Origin of the sequence: Rhizobium sp. NPDC092011, from assembly GCF_044756305.1 — a bacterium.
GTDB lineage: Bacteria > Pseudomonadota > Alphaproteobacteria > Rhizobiales > Rhizobiaceae > Rhizobium.
In genome coordinates this window covers 730549-745501 of the sequence record NZ_JBIVSO010000001.1, presented here as the reverse complement: position 1 = coordinate 745501, position 14953 = coordinate 730549, and the positions used below count along the sequence as shown (strand labels likewise).

The 14953-nt window shown below is 60.9% G+C and carries 13 protein-coding genes and 1 riboswitch; of the genes, 7 read left to right on the top strand and 6 right to left on the bottom strand.

Annotated features, from left to right (window positions below; genetic code table 11):
* Positions 1-151 precede the first annotated feature (151 nt).
* From ACIQJ2_RS03615 to ACIQJ2_RS03600, 4 genes are all read left to right on the top strand, one after another.
* Positions 152-664: an SRPBCC family protein gene (locus ACIQJ2_RS03615; protein WP_400665644.1), complete on the top strand. Its 513-nt coding sequence runs from the start codon at positions 152-154 to the stop codon at positions 662-664.
* Positions 648-977 carry a metalloregulator ArsR/SmtB family transcription factor gene (locus ACIQJ2_RS03610; RefSeq protein ID WP_199146590.1) on the top strand — a complete coding sequence of 110 codons (330 nt, stop codon included), beginning with the start codon at positions 648-650 and terminating at the stop codon, positions 975-977. The genes ACIQJ2_RS03615 and ACIQJ2_RS03610 overlap by 17 nt, the downstream gene beginning before the upstream one ends.
* Positions 978-1035: 58 nt before the next feature.
* On the top strand, positions 1036-1440 hold the full coding sequence (locus ACIQJ2_RS03605; protein ID WP_400665646.1) for a VOC family protein: 405 nt from the start codon (positions 1036-1038) through the stop codon (positions 1438-1440).
* 250 nt (positions 1441-1690) lie between these two features.
* Entirely contained in the window at positions 1691-4471 is a 2781-nt protein-coding gene (locus ACIQJ2_RS03600) for an autotransporter domain-containing protein (protein ID WP_400665648.1), read from the top strand.
* 129 nt (positions 4472-4600) lie between these two features.
* Here ACIQJ2_RS03600 and ACIQJ2_RS03595 read toward each other — a convergent pair whose 3' ends face one another.
* The 5 genes from ACIQJ2_RS03595 to ACIQJ2_RS03575 form a co-directional block, all read right to left on the bottom strand.
* Positions 4601-5428, bottom strand: coding sequence for a class I SAM-dependent methyltransferase (locus ACIQJ2_RS03595; protein ID WP_400666806.1), 828 nt, complete (start codon positions 5426-5428; stop codon positions 4601-4603).
* Between the two features lie 4 nt (positions 5429-5432).
* Positions 5433-6197 (bottom strand): ABC transporter ATP-binding protein, encoded by a 765-nt coding sequence (locus ACIQJ2_RS03590; protein ID WP_199146584.1) that lies wholly within the window; start codon positions 6195-6197, stop codon positions 5433-5435.
* The gene (locus ACIQJ2_RS03585; protein ID WP_400665651.1) at positions 6194-7231 is read right to left on the bottom strand and encodes a FecCD family ABC transporter permease; all 1038 of its coding nucleotides are present in this window, start codon (positions 7229-7231) and stop codon (positions 6194-6196) included. The genes ACIQJ2_RS03590 and ACIQJ2_RS03585 overlap by 4 nt, the downstream gene beginning before the upstream one ends.
* A 2-nt stretch (positions 7232-7233) precedes the next feature.
* Positions 7234-8250, bottom strand: a complete 1017-nt coding sequence (locus tag ACIQJ2_RS03580) for an ABC transporter substrate-binding protein (protein ID WP_400665653.1) — start codon at positions 8248-8250, stop codon at positions 7234-7236.
* Between the two features lie 162 nt (positions 8251-8412).
* Positions 8413-8669, bottom strand: a riboswitch (cobalamin riboswitch).
* A 101-nt stretch (positions 8670-8770) separates the two neighbouring features.
* Positions 8771-9865 (bottom strand): GGDEF domain-containing protein, encoded by a 1095-nt coding sequence (locus ACIQJ2_RS03575; RefSeq protein ID WP_400665655.1) that lies wholly within the window; start codon positions 9863-9865, stop codon positions 8771-8773.
* 625 nt (positions 9866-10490) lie between these two features.
* Here ACIQJ2_RS03575 and ACIQJ2_RS03570 point away from each other — a divergent pair.
* From ACIQJ2_RS03570 to ACIQJ2_RS03560, 3 genes are read left to right on the top strand one after another with little or no spacing between them, the layout of a single operon-like run.
* Positions 10491-11471 (top strand): HlyD family secretion protein, encoded by a 981-nt coding sequence (locus tag ACIQJ2_RS03570; protein WP_400665657.1) that lies wholly within the window; start codon positions 10491-10493, stop codon positions 11469-11471.
* Position 11472: 1 nt separating this feature from the next.
* A complete protein-coding gene (locus tag ACIQJ2_RS03565) occupies positions 11473-12705 on the top strand; it encodes an ABC transporter permease (protein ID WP_400665659.1) in 1233 nt (410 codons plus the stop codon).
* On the top strand, positions 12702-13856 hold the full coding sequence (locus tag ACIQJ2_RS03560; protein WP_400665661.1) for an ABC transporter permease: 1155 nt from the start codon (positions 12702-12704) through the stop codon (positions 13854-13856). The genes ACIQJ2_RS03565 and ACIQJ2_RS03560 overlap by 4 nt, the downstream gene beginning before the upstream one ends.
* Before the next feature lie 51 nt (positions 13857-13907).
* On the opposite strand, the gene ACIQJ2_RS03555 is transcribed toward ACIQJ2_RS03560, so the two are convergent.
* Entirely contained in the window at positions 13908-14915 is a 1008-nt protein-coding gene (locus tag ACIQJ2_RS03555; RefSeq protein WP_199146570.1) for a LacI family DNA-binding transcriptional regulator, read from the bottom strand.
* Positions 14916-14953 lie beyond the last annotated feature (38 nt).

Below are 14953 nucleotides of genomic sequence, written 5' to 3'. Positions count from 1 at the left end.
AGGTCCCGTTGGATGGGCACGCCCTCGCCTGAAGGCGAGGGATCCATAAACTGCACATCGCGAAGACATGAGGTGCAACAAATTGGTTGCACCTCATGTCTTCGCGATGTTATACTGGCTCCAAGCGTTGCCCAAACGGAGACACTTCAGCATGTTTGACCGCATTGAGAAGCAGGTCGTGCTGCGCGCGCCGATCGAGCGCGTCTGGCATGCCATCACTGACGTCGAGGAATTTTCACAATGGTTCGGCGTGAAGCTGAACGAGCCCTTTGTCCCTGGCCGGGCGATAACCGGCACTTTCGAGGGAGGATTCGACGAAGCCGCTTTGCGGCAATATCAGGCCTCCTTGGGCCTTGAGCCCACCGGCATCAAGCAGATGCCGCAAAATGCGGTCTTCTGCACCGTCGAACAGATGGAAGCACCGCGATCCTTCAGCTTCCGCTGGATCCCTTACGGAATCGATATCGACTGCGATCCGGCGAAGGAAACGCCGACCTTGGTCGAATTTCGACTGGAACCCGTGACGGACGGGACACGCCTGACGATTACCGAATCCGGGTTCGAGGGCATCCCGCTCCACAGAAGGCAGCGTGCTTTCCTGATGAACGACGGAGGCTGGGCCGCCCAGGCCGAAAACCTGAAGCGCCATGTCGAACGGGGGTGAGCGCGAACTCGCCGATGTCTTCGCCGCCTTGGGGGATACCACGCGGCTGGCCCTCGTCATGCATCTTCTCGCCGTTGGCGCGCTGTCGGCAACCAACCTGGCTGAGGGACAGTCGATCAGCCGGCAGGCGATCGTCAAGCATCTGCAGGTGCTCGAAGCAGCGGCCCTGGTAACGCATCAGCGCCACGGCAGAGAGGTGCTCTATACGCTCGATGCAAGTCGCATCGCAGAGGCGCGCGCGTTCCTCGATGCGATTTCAGCCGGCTGGGACCGTGCACTCGGTCGGCTCCAATCACTTGTCGAGCCGACATAAGACCGCGCTCCCTGACCAAGGGGGAGCTCAATCACACGCTAATAGAAGGGAATCGACCTTGAAGGACATCCTTACCTTTCTCATGTTTTCGGGCGAAAACCACGGCCACGCGAAAGCGGCAATCGATTTTTACGTCTCGCTCTTTCCGCGATCGGGCATTGAACGACTTGAGATTTACGGCGCCGGCGAGGGCCAGCCCGAAGGCACCGTCAAGACCGCATGGTTCACCCTGAACGGGCGCCGCTACATGGCGATCGATAGCGACGGGCCCCATGCCTTTAATTTCACGCCGTCGATGTCGCTTTTCGTCGAATGCGAGACGGAAGAGGAAATCAACCGCCTGCATAAGGCATTGTCTGAGAGCGGGCAGGAGCTGATGCCGCTCGGCGATTATGGCTTCAGTCGCCGTTTCTGCTGGGTGAACGATCGCTATGGCGTTTCCTGGCAGATCAATCTCGCCTGAAAAGTCGCGTGAAACCGCCGGCCGGGCTCGCGTTGCAAGGCCGTCACTCAATATTGACCCCATGTGGCGCGACGTCGCAAGCTAATCGCTGCATGAAATACGGCACCTGTCGTATATATTCAGAATTGTCCTCCGCCTATTCTGAGTTGCCGAACATTCGCGCGCAGCGAGACAGCGCGACCTCCGGATAACGGCTGGAAGTGAACCTCGCCATTGAGGTTCGGAGAATAGTTTCGGGCGTGGGGATCCAATGAAAATCATATCGGTCGGCCGTCGAATGATGGCCTGTCTATTCCTATCTATGGCCTTGGCACAGCCCGCATGGTCCCAAAGCAAGCCGCAGGACTATGAGACCAAGGAATTCTGGGCCTCCTGGGGCCTGCCGATGATCAGCGCCCAATATGCGTATATGCTCGGGGTCGACGGCAGCGGTGTGCTTGTCGGTGTAGTCGACAGCGGTATGGCGCCGGGCATCCGCGAATTACAGGGGCAGGTCATCGGTGGATATGATTATGTCACGCAATCACCCAATCTAATCGATGCCAATGGCCATGGCACAGCCGTAGCTTCGATCATCGCCGCAAGACGCGACGGTATTGGTATCGAAGGCGTCGCGCCCGGCGCAAAAATCATCAGCGCGCGTATCCTCGACGAGGACGGCACTATGGCCATCGACGATCCCATCGTTGGTAAGGCGTGGTCCGATCTCATGGATCGCGGCGTGCGCATCGTGAACAACAGCTGGGGCCTGTCGGACGCCATTACCAGCGCTACGACTCGGGATATAGAAAACTACATGCCCAACATGCTCTCCGCTGCACGGCAAACGGTCGGACGTGGCGGACTCATGATTTTCGCTACCGCCAACGAGGGAATGAACCAGCCTAGTGTTGACTCCGGCCTGCCCTGGTTGTTTCCTGAATTGGAACGCGGTTGGCTGGCAGTTACGGCGGTGGACTGGGATGGGCAACTGGCATCTTACGCCAATGCCTGTGGCGTGGCGAAGAACTGGTGCCTTGCCGCCCCCGGCGGAGATGTGTACGGCTTGAAGGTAGCCACGCCGGATGGCGGCTATGCGCTTGATATCGGTACGTCCTTCGCCGCTCCACATGTTGCGGGAACCGCCGCGCTGGTGTGGCAGATGTTTCCCTATATGACCACGGATCAGGTGCGGCAGGTGCTGCTCGGAACCGCGACCGACATCGGCCCCCCCGGCGTGGATGACTATTATGGCTACGGTCTGTTGAGCGCAGGACGGGCAGTGCGAGGCCCTGGCCGGTTCGACTGGGGCGATTTCCATGTCGTTCAGCCGAGCGGACTGAGCAATTGGGATAACAATATCACCGGCGCGGGCGGCCTGATCAAATCGGGTGCGGGCACACTCGTCCTCTATGGCGACAGCACATACACCGGCGCCACCCGCGTCGATGGCGGCATGCTCGCAATTCAAGGCAGTATCAGATCTCCCCTGCGCGTCGACGCAGGAGGTGCAGTCGCCGGCATTGGCATCGTTTACGGCACGGTCGACAACGGTGGCACGGTGGTTCCCGGCGTCTACAACCGGCGCGGCACCTTGACCGTCGATGGAGACTATCGCCAGCAAGCCGGCGCCACTCTCATCGCCAGTATCGACCCGTCCGGCAACCGCAACAGTCTCGCCATAACCGGCACGGCCTCCATTAACGGCGGCACCTTGACCGCGGATCTTCTGCCCGGCCTCTACCGTCACGATATTGCGGGCACGATCCTGACGGCCGGCAGCATTGCAGGACGATTCGATGGCATCGCCGGCCCCGAAACCGCCTTTCTGAAAACCGAACTCGGCTACCGGGCCGGCGAGGTCGATTTGACCGTCCGGCGGTTGCCGTTCGACGATGCCAGCGTCGCCGATACAAACAATCAGCGAGCGGTTGCCCGCGTTCTGGAACGCAACCTGAACAGCTCCGACGGCTACATGCTGGAAGCGGCTGCGGCATTGCAAACATCATCCGTCGCAACGGCCCGTACTGGGCTTGCCGATCTGTCCGGCGAGATCCATGCATCGGCCAAGACAGCCATGATCGAAGATAGCCGCTTTCTTCGCGAAGCCGCCGCCAATCGCATCCGCGCGGCCTTTGGCGATGTTGTTGCCTTGTCTGCACCGGTCTTCACCTACGGCAGGAATGGAGCAAAGGCGACCAATGCAACCTCGGATGAGGGGCTTGCGGTTTGGGGCTATGGCTACGGCGCCTGGAGCTCGATCGACGGTGACGGCAACGCGGCGAAACTGTCGTATTCGACCGGCGGCTTGTTGATCGGTGCCGATGCGAGCGTCGCAGATAGCGGGCGGCTCGGCATTATCGCAGGCTACGGCAGCAGCAGCCTTGAGGTTGATGCGCGATCCTCTTCCGGTTCCAGCGACGTCTACCATCTCGGCCTTTATGGCGGCAGCGCGTGGAATACGGCCGGCGGGCAGCTTGGCCTCCGTGGCGGGCTTGCCTACAGCTGGAGCGATATCGACATCCGTCGCGCGATTGCCATACCAGGCTTCTCGGACAGCCTGAGGGCCAGCTACGGCGCGGGAACCTTCCAGTTCTTCGGCGAGGCAGGCTATCGCTTCGAAATCGACGACACCTCCTTCGAGCCCTATGCTGGGCTGACCCACATCAAACTCGATACCAACGACTTTGACGAAGCCGGCCGCACCACCATGCTTTCGGCAAAGGAGCAGACGACCGAAGTGACGTTTGCGACCCTGGGGCTGAGAACGGCCGCCAATTTCGACATCGGCAGTCTTCCGACAGTAGCGCGCGGAACGCTCGGCTGGCGCCACGCATTCGGCGACACCATGCCCGTCTCGACCAATAGCTTCACATCGGGTGCCGGCTTCGACGTCGCGGGAGTTCCCATCGCCAGAGATGTCGGCATCGTGGAAGCAGGCCTCGATTTCCGTCTCGCCAAAAACACGACATTCGCCGTCTCCTATAGCGGCCAGGTTGCGGCATCCGCGCAGCAACACGGGTTCAATGCCAAACTCAGCATCGGGTTCTGAGCGGCCGCCGGCAAAGTCTTCATATCGGGAGCCGGCTCCAGGAATTTTCCCAAGCCGGAAGCCTTTTCGGCCGACTACAGCATCGGCCCGAAAATCGGAATCGATTTTCGGAAAGCCTGATGCGTAGATTCAAACAGATAGAGCGACCTCTGTACCTCCAAAGGGAAGCACGGCGCTCTGGAGTGCAGGGCGGGTGCAGACGAGGACGAACCTGTGATAGACGAAGGTCCGCAGCTTGTTTCTCAGATTTGCGTTCTTCCGCTGCGCCTTCGCGATGGGTGCATGCGACTGCAATTGAACCTCCGCAAAGCCCGCAGCTTCCAAAATCGGCGCAAGCGCCTCTGCGCGCAGGCCGTCACCGAAGGGCAGCGCCTTCATGATACGCGCATGGCGGCTGCTGAGCGCGCCGTCGTAATTTCTGTCAGCACCGCAAATGCGGTCGATCAGCGCAATCAGCATCGTGGCGATCCGGCCGCCCGGTTTCGGCTGCGCCCAATCACCGTCGAAAATCACCAAGCGTCCGCCGGGTCTCAGCAGCCGGAACCATTCCTTCAGCGTCTCTTCCGGCCGCGTCAGCGTCCAGACAAGGTGGCGACAGACGATTGCGTCATAGGTCTCATCCGGCTCCATCGTGTGTTCGGCATCGGCCAGCAGGAAACGAAGGCGCGGCTTGCCCGCATGTTTCCTGCGCGCGACGGCAAGCATCGCCTCAGAAAAATCCAACGCGGTCACGTCATGGCCGAGATCGTGGATAAGCTGCGTTACCTCGCCTGTGCCGCAGGCAAGCTCCAGGACCTGCTTTGGCTGCGGGCCGAGAGCCATGCGGATCGGCTTCTGCCAGACATCGGCTTCAGCACCGGGAGCGATTTTGTGACCGAATGCGAGGTCGAAAGTCTCCGATCGTTTCGACCAATAATCGCGGATTTCTTCCTTGAGATCGAAATTTGCGCCGTCCATGAGGTCAGCCTGCCATATATTGAATGTTGCAGCGGCCATGAACCGACGACTTCTGGACATGCGCACGCACGCCAAAAACCCGCTCGATCAGCTCCTGTGTCAGCACCTCTTCCGGCGAGCCGGCGGCAACGACTTGCCCTTCCTGCAAGACCGCCAGGCTATCGCAGAACATCGCCGCCAGATTGAGATCATGCAGTGCGACGACCGACGTGACGTCAAGCTTCGAAATCAGGCCCAGTATCTCAAGCTGGTGTTGGATATCCAGGTGGTTTGTCGGCTCGTCGAGCAGCAATTCGCTGGGGGTCTGCGCAAGTGCTCTGGCGATATGAACACGCTGACGCTCGCCGCCGGACAATGTCTGCCATAGCTGGCCCGCCCGATCCTGCATGCCGACACGGGCCAGCGCGGCGAGGACCGCTGCGTCATCCAGGGCGCCCCATGAGGAAAGCGGCCCGCGGTGTGGTGTACGGCCAAGACGGACAACATCGATAACCGTCACCTGCATATCCGTGTTCGCCTGCTGCTCCACCAACGCGATGCGGCGGGCGATATCGCCGCGGGAAATTGAGGCGATGTCGTCACCACCGAGCCGGATGACGCCACTCTTCACTTTTCGCAGCCGGCAGATCAACCGCAATAGGCTGGACTTGCCGGAACCGTTCGGCCCGAGCAGGCCGAGCACCTTGCCCTTTTCCACCGCGAGGCTGATGCCATTGACAATGAGCGTATTGCCGGCGGCGAAGGTGACGTTGTCGACCGCGATACTCATGCCGTCCTCCGGGCGCGATAAAGAATGATGGCGAAGGCGGGAGCGCCGAACAAAGCAGTCACGACGCCAATCGGCAGGATCTGCTGGGGAATGATGATCCGGGAAACAATATCGGCAGCAACCATGAAGATCGCGCCGCCGAGCGCGGACGCTGGCAATAGCCGGTCATGATTGGGGCCGACCATGAAACGGGCTGCATGCGGAATGACGAGCCCGACAAAGCCGATCGAGCCGACGATGCTGACAACCGCCGCCGTCATGAAAGCCGTCGTTCCCAGAAGCACGATCTGTGCGCGGCGCACGGCGATGCCGAGCGAAGCCGCCGCGTCGGTTCCGAAAACGAAAGCGTCGAGCACGCGGACATGCGCCATGCAGACCACGAAGCCGACAATGGCGATCGGCCCAGAGAGATAGACATCCGGCCAGCGCACGCCGCTCATCGAGCCGAGAAGCCAGAACATGACACCCCTTGCCTGCTCGGCATTCGCCGACGTGGTCACGATATAGGAGGTCAGCGCATTGAAAAGCTGCGAACCGGCGACACCACACAGTATGATGCGCTCACTTGTTCCACCGACACCGGCTGCGAGCAGGCCGACGAACAGGAAAGCGGCAACCGCGCCGATGAAGGCACCGCTGGAAAGCCCCAGAACCCCGTAGCCGAGCCCGAGGATCATGATGCAAACCGCGCCCGTGGAGGCGCCGGCGGAAATGCCGAGAACATAAGGTTCCGCGAGCGGATTGCGCAGCAAGGCCTGCAGGATCACGCCGCTCAGCGCCAACGATGCGCCAGCGCTTGCCGCGACGAGCGCGCGGCTGAGACGATAGTCCCAGACGATGCCCTGATGTATCCGGCTAAGCTCGAAATCCGTTCCGAACAGCCGGTTCGACACGGCCTTTGCCGTCGTCGACAGCGGGATGGAAATCTCGCCGATCGAGACCGCAAGGCTGATCATGAAGGCCAAAAGGAGGAATGCAGCCGTGGTGAGCGCCAATAGCGCCCACCGGTCTCGCCGCTCTGCGATCAGACGCATATTTACTGCGCCAGACCAAAGGACTTGATGCCCTTGGCCAATATCTCAATGCCGTCGATGGTCCGGATGGTCGGGTTCATCGATTGCGCGTCCATCATCACGAAGTGCTTGTTCTTGACGGCGTCGAGCTGGCTAGTGACCGGGTCTTTCTCGAGGAAGGCGAGCTTGACCTTCGGATCGTCGGCCGCATAGCGGCGGCGATCCATCGCCGCGATCACGATCACCGCAGGGTTGGCCTGTGCGATGGTTTCCCACCCGACCAGCGGCCATTCCTCTTCCGTCGTCACGACATTCTTCGCACCGAGCGTTTTCAGGATATAGGCCGGAGCGCTGTTCTTGCCGGCGATATAGGCATCGCCGCTGACTTCCTTGCTGGAGAACCAGAACACGATCGGAAGGTCCTTGGCCTTTGCGCCGGCAATCGATGCGACAGCATCCGCCTCGCGCTTCTTCAGATCGGCGACCAGGGCGTCGCCGCGATCCTTGACGTCGAAGATCTGCGCGAGTTCGTTGATCTCCTGATAGACGAGATCCATCGTAAACAGCTCCTTGCGTACACCGTCACCGCCATCGGTATTGACCTTGGCGACACAATCGGTTGGCGCAACATAAGTGTTGATGTCGAGCTTGGAGAATTGGTCCCGCTTGCCGACGGAGCCCTGCGTGCCGACATGCCATTCGAACTCGGCAGCCACAAGATCCGGCTCCTTGCCGACAACGGATTCGAAGCTTGGGTCATTGTCGGCAAGCCGGGCGATCTTGCTATTGGCCTCGGCATATTGCGGCAGCACCGGACCGACCCATACCGCGGTTCCGGCGATCTTGTCGGCAAGGCCGAGCGAGAACAGGATCTCGGTCATGCCCTGGCCAATGGATACGATCTTGGCGGGCGCCTTCTGGAAGGTGACCTGCTGGCCGCAATTGTTGATGGTGAGCGGATACTGGGTTGCAGCAAAGCCGGAAGCGGCAAACCCGGTAAGCCCAAGTGCAAATGTTACGGTCGTCAAAAAATGGCGCATGAAAGGTCTCGATCGGAATGGAAATCTGGCGGCGTCAGCGCAATCGCGCTCAGGCAGACCGCAGCCGGTTAAGGAGATCCCAATCAAGGTCGAAAAACGCCCGATAATGTCGAAGGCTCAGGTCAATCATTCTCTGTCCTTTCCGAGCATCCCCGCCCGGTTGATTGGATCGTGATCGACGGCAGGTCTCCTGGCTCGCGGATATCTGACGATCATCTGCCTTCCCGCGATTGTGGTCGCAGTGGCACGGCCTCAAGCCTTCGGAGATGAACGGAACGCTGTTCACACCCGGATGATCGGCAATCCGCTTACAGTTGCGGGGGCAGCCACGGTCTAGGTCCCTTTTGGGTCGTCCTCACCGTGTTCCCTATTAATCCCCGCGGAGTCTTCCTTGGGGAACCGTCGCGTCCAGTTAAGCCGGGCGATCAGTTCCGTCAAGAAGACAGCGGTAGAAACAAGGATGCGAACGCGACACGGCGGAGTTGGCGGAACGTCGCGAAGGGCGCCGAGCTACAAGTCGCTATGCGGTTTCCGCGAGTTCGACGCGGTTTCTTCCGCCCGCCTTTGCGCGGTAAAGCGCTTTGTCGGCGGCTTCGAGAACATACTTGAAATCCGTCGATGGCTCGAACGAGCAGGCGATGCCGATGCTGGCCGTGACATGGACAGTCTCCTGCCCGAACATCAGGACCGTTGTCTCGATATCGTTGCGGATCTTCTCGGCAACAATGCCGGCGGCCCGCATATCCGTATTCGGCAACAGCACGACGATTTCCTCACCGCCATAGCGGGCGGCTATGTCGGTCTTGCGCACCGTCCGACGGATCACGTCCGCAACCCGTGCCAGGACCGTATCGCCGAAGGTGTGGCCCCAATTGTCGTTGATCTTCTTAAAATGATCGATGTCGAGCATGATGATCGAAAAGGGAACCCGCCGCATCCCGGCTTCCTTGCTGCAGCGATCACCTTCCCGCTGCAGGACACGACGGTTCGGCAGCTGCGTCAGAGGATCGAGCGTGGCTTCGTTTTCGAGAGCGCGCTGAATACCGATGCGATAGCTTTCCTTCTCAAGCAGGTCCGCCAGCAACATGACGCCGAGGATGTTGACGATCGTCACCGGCAGCGTCGCCGAGATCAGAAGTTCTCGCGCGACCGACCACGGCAGGAAAACGAGAACGACGAGAGATGTCGTCGTCGCAAGGCCGAACAGAGCCGAGCGTCTCCATCCGGTGCCGGTCAACTGTCGCGGCAAGAGTGTCAAAACATATCCTGCTGTCGCCACGATCAAAATGCCGGCAACCCCGCTCACGGCACCAAGGCCGCCAACCAGATAACGAAACACGGCCATCATGAACGCCGCAACAATGGTGCCGACGATGCCGCCATAGATCGGGGTGAGAACGAGCAGGATCGAACGTCCGTCCTGAATGACGCCGGGCATGAATCGAATGGGATCGCCCATCGACAAAATACCGCCAAGACCGAAGAGCAGTCCGACGGCGACAGATTTCAGAATGCCGCGCTCGATGGTCCGGGTGACCCAAGAATAGGCATAGACGATGATCGCCACCTGCCCCAGAACACGCACCAGGGATGGCAAATGCGCTTGAATTTCCATCAACGTACCCGATCCTCGTGCGGAGCCATTTCGAATAGCCCGGCCTGGCCATAGCCGAGGTCGGAGTGAAATACCAAGCAATCTCTGCGGGATGGTTTATCAAGCCTGCCGCCTGTGGAAAACGCGGTTGCGTCACACGAATTGTGGATCATTGCGATGAGGTCACCTTCAAGTCGACCCCAAAGGTCAGGGATTTTCGTGAGATGCAACGCATAGGAGAAACAAGGCGCTCGCAAAGACGATCGAAGGATTGGCAACTCCGGATGGATTGTACCGGTGGACGCGTGTCATCCACCTTGCCTATCTGGAGCTTCGGGCTGGACGGTCAAGCACTTCGGGTACAATTAAACTACCGCAAACCACCATCCATGTCTGACGGTATGCGGCGGGATCGCGGAGAAATCGAGGACGCCTCAGATCGACCTGCGGTCAGTGCTTTTATTAGTTTCCTCTGCTACAGTTCGCATGGCAGTGTAGCGATCGCAGACCCAGGGACAGTCGGTCGAACTGGCGACGATGAGGTGGAGGGGCGTGGTGGCGCATCTTTTTAGCCTCGCATTGTATTTGTGTGAGCGTTTGAGTTGTCGGGGTTTGAGCCTCGAGCGTTTGATATGGAGAGGGCTGTATGTTGCGAACGCTTCGTGTTGTGATTGGCATTGTGATCGTGGCGGCATTGGGTGTTCTGCTATGGTTTGCGACGAAGCCGCCGCCATTGATCGTCCAGGGTGAAGTGTCGGCCAATCGGGTCGATGTCAGCCCTCGGGTTTCGGGGCGTGTCACCAAACTCAACGCGGATGTCGGCGACAATGTTGAGCGCGGCGCTGTGATCGCCGAGCTCGAAAGCCCGCAGCTGACCGCCGCCCTTCACATGTCCGAGGCGGCGCTGTCGGTCGCCGAGGCCGATCTCGTCAGGGTCAACAGCACCCGGCCGGAGACGATCGCGGCACGCCAGGCCGAACTGGCCGCGGCGGACGCCGACGTAAAACTCTATCAGGAGGATGCCGGCCGCCAGGGCAGGCTGATCACAACGGGCGCATCGACGCAGGCGCGCGTCGACGAAACGGCCCGCAACCTCGAAGCCGCCATTCGCAAGCGCGAGTCGGCCGAGGCCAATCTGCAGCTGGCCGTCGCCGGTGCGAGCAAGGAGGAGAAGGCTCTCGCCGCAGCGCAGGTCGAGCAGGCGAAGGCCTCGCTTGGCCAGCAGCAGACCAACGTCCATGAGCTGACCATCATCGCGCCGATTTCCGGCCAGGTGACGACGCGCGTCGCAGAGCTCGGCGAGAACTTTTCCGCAGGCGCCCCGATCTTCTCGCTGATCGACCTGCAGAATCCATGGTTCACCTTCAATCTGCGCGAGGATCTGCTGAGGGGCCTGAAGGTCGGCGACGGTTTCGACGTCACCGTGCCCGCGCTCGGCGAGGACAGGATCCCGGTGAAGGTGACCATGATCAATGCCCAGGGGCAATATGCCACCTGGCGAGCGACACGGGCGACCGGCGATTTCGATCTGCGCACCTTCGAGGTGCGGGCAACGCCTGCAAAGCCGATACAAGGCCTGCGTCCCGGCATGAGCGTCATTGCATCCTGGCCGCCGGCAGGGCACTGAGATGATGGCGAAAGGGCGGCTGCGCCCCGGTTTCCTGACGGTCTTCAGACGGGAATTCGATCATTTCCGCCGCCGCCCGTTCCTGCTGTTCCTGACGACCGTGCTGCCGCTGCTGCTCATGGCGGTGCTTGCCGCCGTCTTCAGCGCCGGCCTTGCCACGAAGCTGCCGATCGCCGTGCTAGATCTCGACAACACCGATCTTTCAAGAACGATCATCAGGACGGTCGACGCCACGCCGGATGCCGCCGTCGCCCGCAATGTCTCCGATCTCTCGGAAGGACGCCAGCTGATCCTGTCGGGTGCTGTCCACGGGCTGTTGATGCTGCCGCGCAACCTCGAGCGCGACGTCTTTTCCGGGCGCCGCCCCGAGGTCGTCTTCTTCTACAATACCCAGACGATGACGACGGGCAATCTGACGCTGCGCGGCGTCAGCGCCGCCGTCCAGACCATCGCCGCCGGTATCAGGCTGTCGTTACGCACCTCGCAGGGCCAGCCTCTCGACGAGGCCGAAGAGCAGCTGGCGCCGATCCCGGTGCAGGTCAATCCGCTGTTCAACCCGACACTCAACTATGCGCATTTCCTGCTCGCCGCCCTTTTGCCGAGCGTGCTGCAGGTCATCATCGTCACCACCATGGCCTATGCCGTCGGGCTCGATGTCGAAACCAGCCATCGGCTGCGCATCCTGAGGCACCTCGGCGGCGGATTGTGGCCGGCGATGGCGGGGAAGATCCTCCCCTATACGCTGCTGTTCCTCGTGGTGCTCGGCATTGCAGACTGGGTTCTCTTCCGCTTTTTGGGCATGCCGCTGCGCGGCGACCGCTATCTGCTGCTAGCGTGCGGCATCCTGTTCGTGCTGGCCAACCAGCTTATCGGCACGCTGCTGGCGCTGCTGCTGAAGCCGATGGCCAATGCCATCAGCATCGGCACTCTTTTGATGGCGCCCGCCTTCGGCTTCATGGGGATCGGCTTTCCGAGGATCGGCATGAATGCCTTTGCCTATTCCTGGGGCCAGATCATTCCGGGCACCTGGTATATGACGGCGCGCATCGATCAGACGCTGCGCGGAACGCCGCTCTATCTGTCCCTGAAGCCGGTTGCTGTGCTGCTGTTCATGGTGGTGCTGCTGGCGGGCCTGACGGCCTTGCGGCTGGAGGTGATGCGGGCGCGGCGGCAACGCGAGCGCGAGCAGCCGATCGCACCTGAACCGAACACGTCTGGGAGAGCGGCTGGATGAAGGATATGCTGACGATCTGCCGCATCGAACTGAAGCGCGTGCTGACCCTGAAGCCGGCCTTTTCCGTGCTTGTGATCGCCGCCATCATCTATGCCGTCCTTTATCCGCAGCCCTATCGCACCGAAGCCCTGCGCGACGTGCCGATCGCCGTCGTCGATCTCGACGGCACGGACAGCAGCCGGGATCTTGCCCGTCGCATCGATGCATCGCCCGATGTCGCCGTCGGCGGCGTCTTTCCCGATCGGCGAAATGCAGAGCGCGAGGTCTATGCCCGCAACCTCTCCGGCCTCCTCGTCATTCCCAAGGACTTCGAGCGCGACCTGCTGCACAATCGCCAGTCGCCGATCGCGCTCTATGCCGACGCCAACTACTTTCTGATCTATCAGCGTATCTCCGGCGGTGTCTCCGCCGTCGCAAAGACCATGGGTGCCAGCATCGAGACCGCCCGGCTGGTCGCCGCCGATGTCGATCCCCGCATGGCTGCTGCCGCCGCCGACCCGATGCCGCTCACCGCCGTGCCGCTGTTCAACCCCCAGGGCGGCTATGCGACCTATATCCTGCCCGCCGCCTTCATCCTCATCATGCAGCAGACGCTGCTCATCGGCGTCGGCCTGCTCGGCACCTACAGGAACGATGCCATCCGCACCGGGCCTGCGGCCTCGATCGGGCCGGTGGCCGTCGTCATGGGAAAGCTGCTCGCCTATCTGATCATGGAGGCCGTCATCGCGCCTTTCTATCTGATCGTCATTCCCTATCTCTACAACATCCCCCGCCTTGGCACGCCGCTGTCGATCTTCATCTTCGCCCTACCCTTCGTGCTCTCGGTCAGCGCGCTTGGCCTGGTCATCGCCAGCCTGTTCCGCAGCCCGCTGACGGTGCAGCTCGTCTCCGCAGCCCTCGGCATCCCCTTCCTGTTCCTCGCCGGCTTCTCCTGGCCGACCGAGGCGATCCCGCCCTTCCTGCACGCGGTCGGAACCATCCTGCCCAGCACTTCCGCCATCAACGGCATCGTCGCAACCGCACAGCTCGGCGCGCCCCTACACGACCTGAGATACCCATTCCTCACCCTCTGGATCCTCGCAGCCCTCTACACAGCAATCGCAATCATCCTCGAAAGCCGAAGCAAAGGCCGGCTCGCTCAGAATGCATGACGACGGTACGCAGCCGGCTTTGACACGGCTGCCGGAGTTGAGAGTGAGGGGTTAAATCCGGCGACAGGAATTGCCGGGGACGAATTTCGGTGTCAGCACGAAATCCTGCGGCGGCTCGACTGCGCCTTGAGGACTGGTGATGCGGTGCATGAGACGTCTTGCGATGATACCGCCAAGCGCCAATGTATCCTGCACTACCATGGTGATGCGTGGCGTGATGACGGAGCTCCATTGCACATTGTCGATCATGGCGAGCGAGATATCCTCGGGACAGCGAAAGCCCAGTTCCTGCATGGCCTGCAGGGCCGAAAGCGCAACCGTATTGTTGGCGCCCAAAATCGCGGTCGGGCGCTCCGGCTGGATGAGCAGACGCATCGCCGCCTCATAACCGGCCGTGCGGGTGAACTGTCCATCCACGACGAAGTTGGGATTAACCTCTATACCGGCATTTGCCATCGTATCGGTAAATCCCCGATAGCGTTCCGTCGCGGTGTGCATATGGCTCGGGCCGGTGATGAAGGCGATGCGCCTGTGACCAAGCTGGAGGAGATGCTCCGTCAGCATCGCGCCGGCCAGGTGGTTGTCGGAACCGACGAAATCGCGTTCGATGCCGGCAACCTTCTGGTCGAAGCAGACAATCGGCACATTCAGGCCGGCGACGAAGTCGAGATAATTCTGGTCGTGCCCAGAGGGCGCAAGCGCCAGGCCTGCGGCCTTGAGGCCGATCAGATGCTCGACCATCGCTCGCTCGCGATCCGTCTTGCCCGAGGAGTCCGTAACGACAACAAAGTGTTCGTGATCGAGTGCATAATTCTCCAGCTCACGCCGGATATCCCCGAAAAACGGATTACCGACATTCCCGACCACGAAGCCGATCATGCGGCTGCGACCGCGCGCCAGGCTTTGAGCAAGCGGATCGGCAACGAAGCCGACGGTGGCAATCGCCTGCCGGATTTTCTCCAATGTCTTCTGGCTGACTCGCGCCGGATTGCTTAGAGCCAGCGACACCGTCGAAACGGATACGTCAGCGAGTTTGGCGACGTCGCGAATAGTTGCCATGAATTTTTCGAACCGTTTCTATCGCCGATGACCTTCCG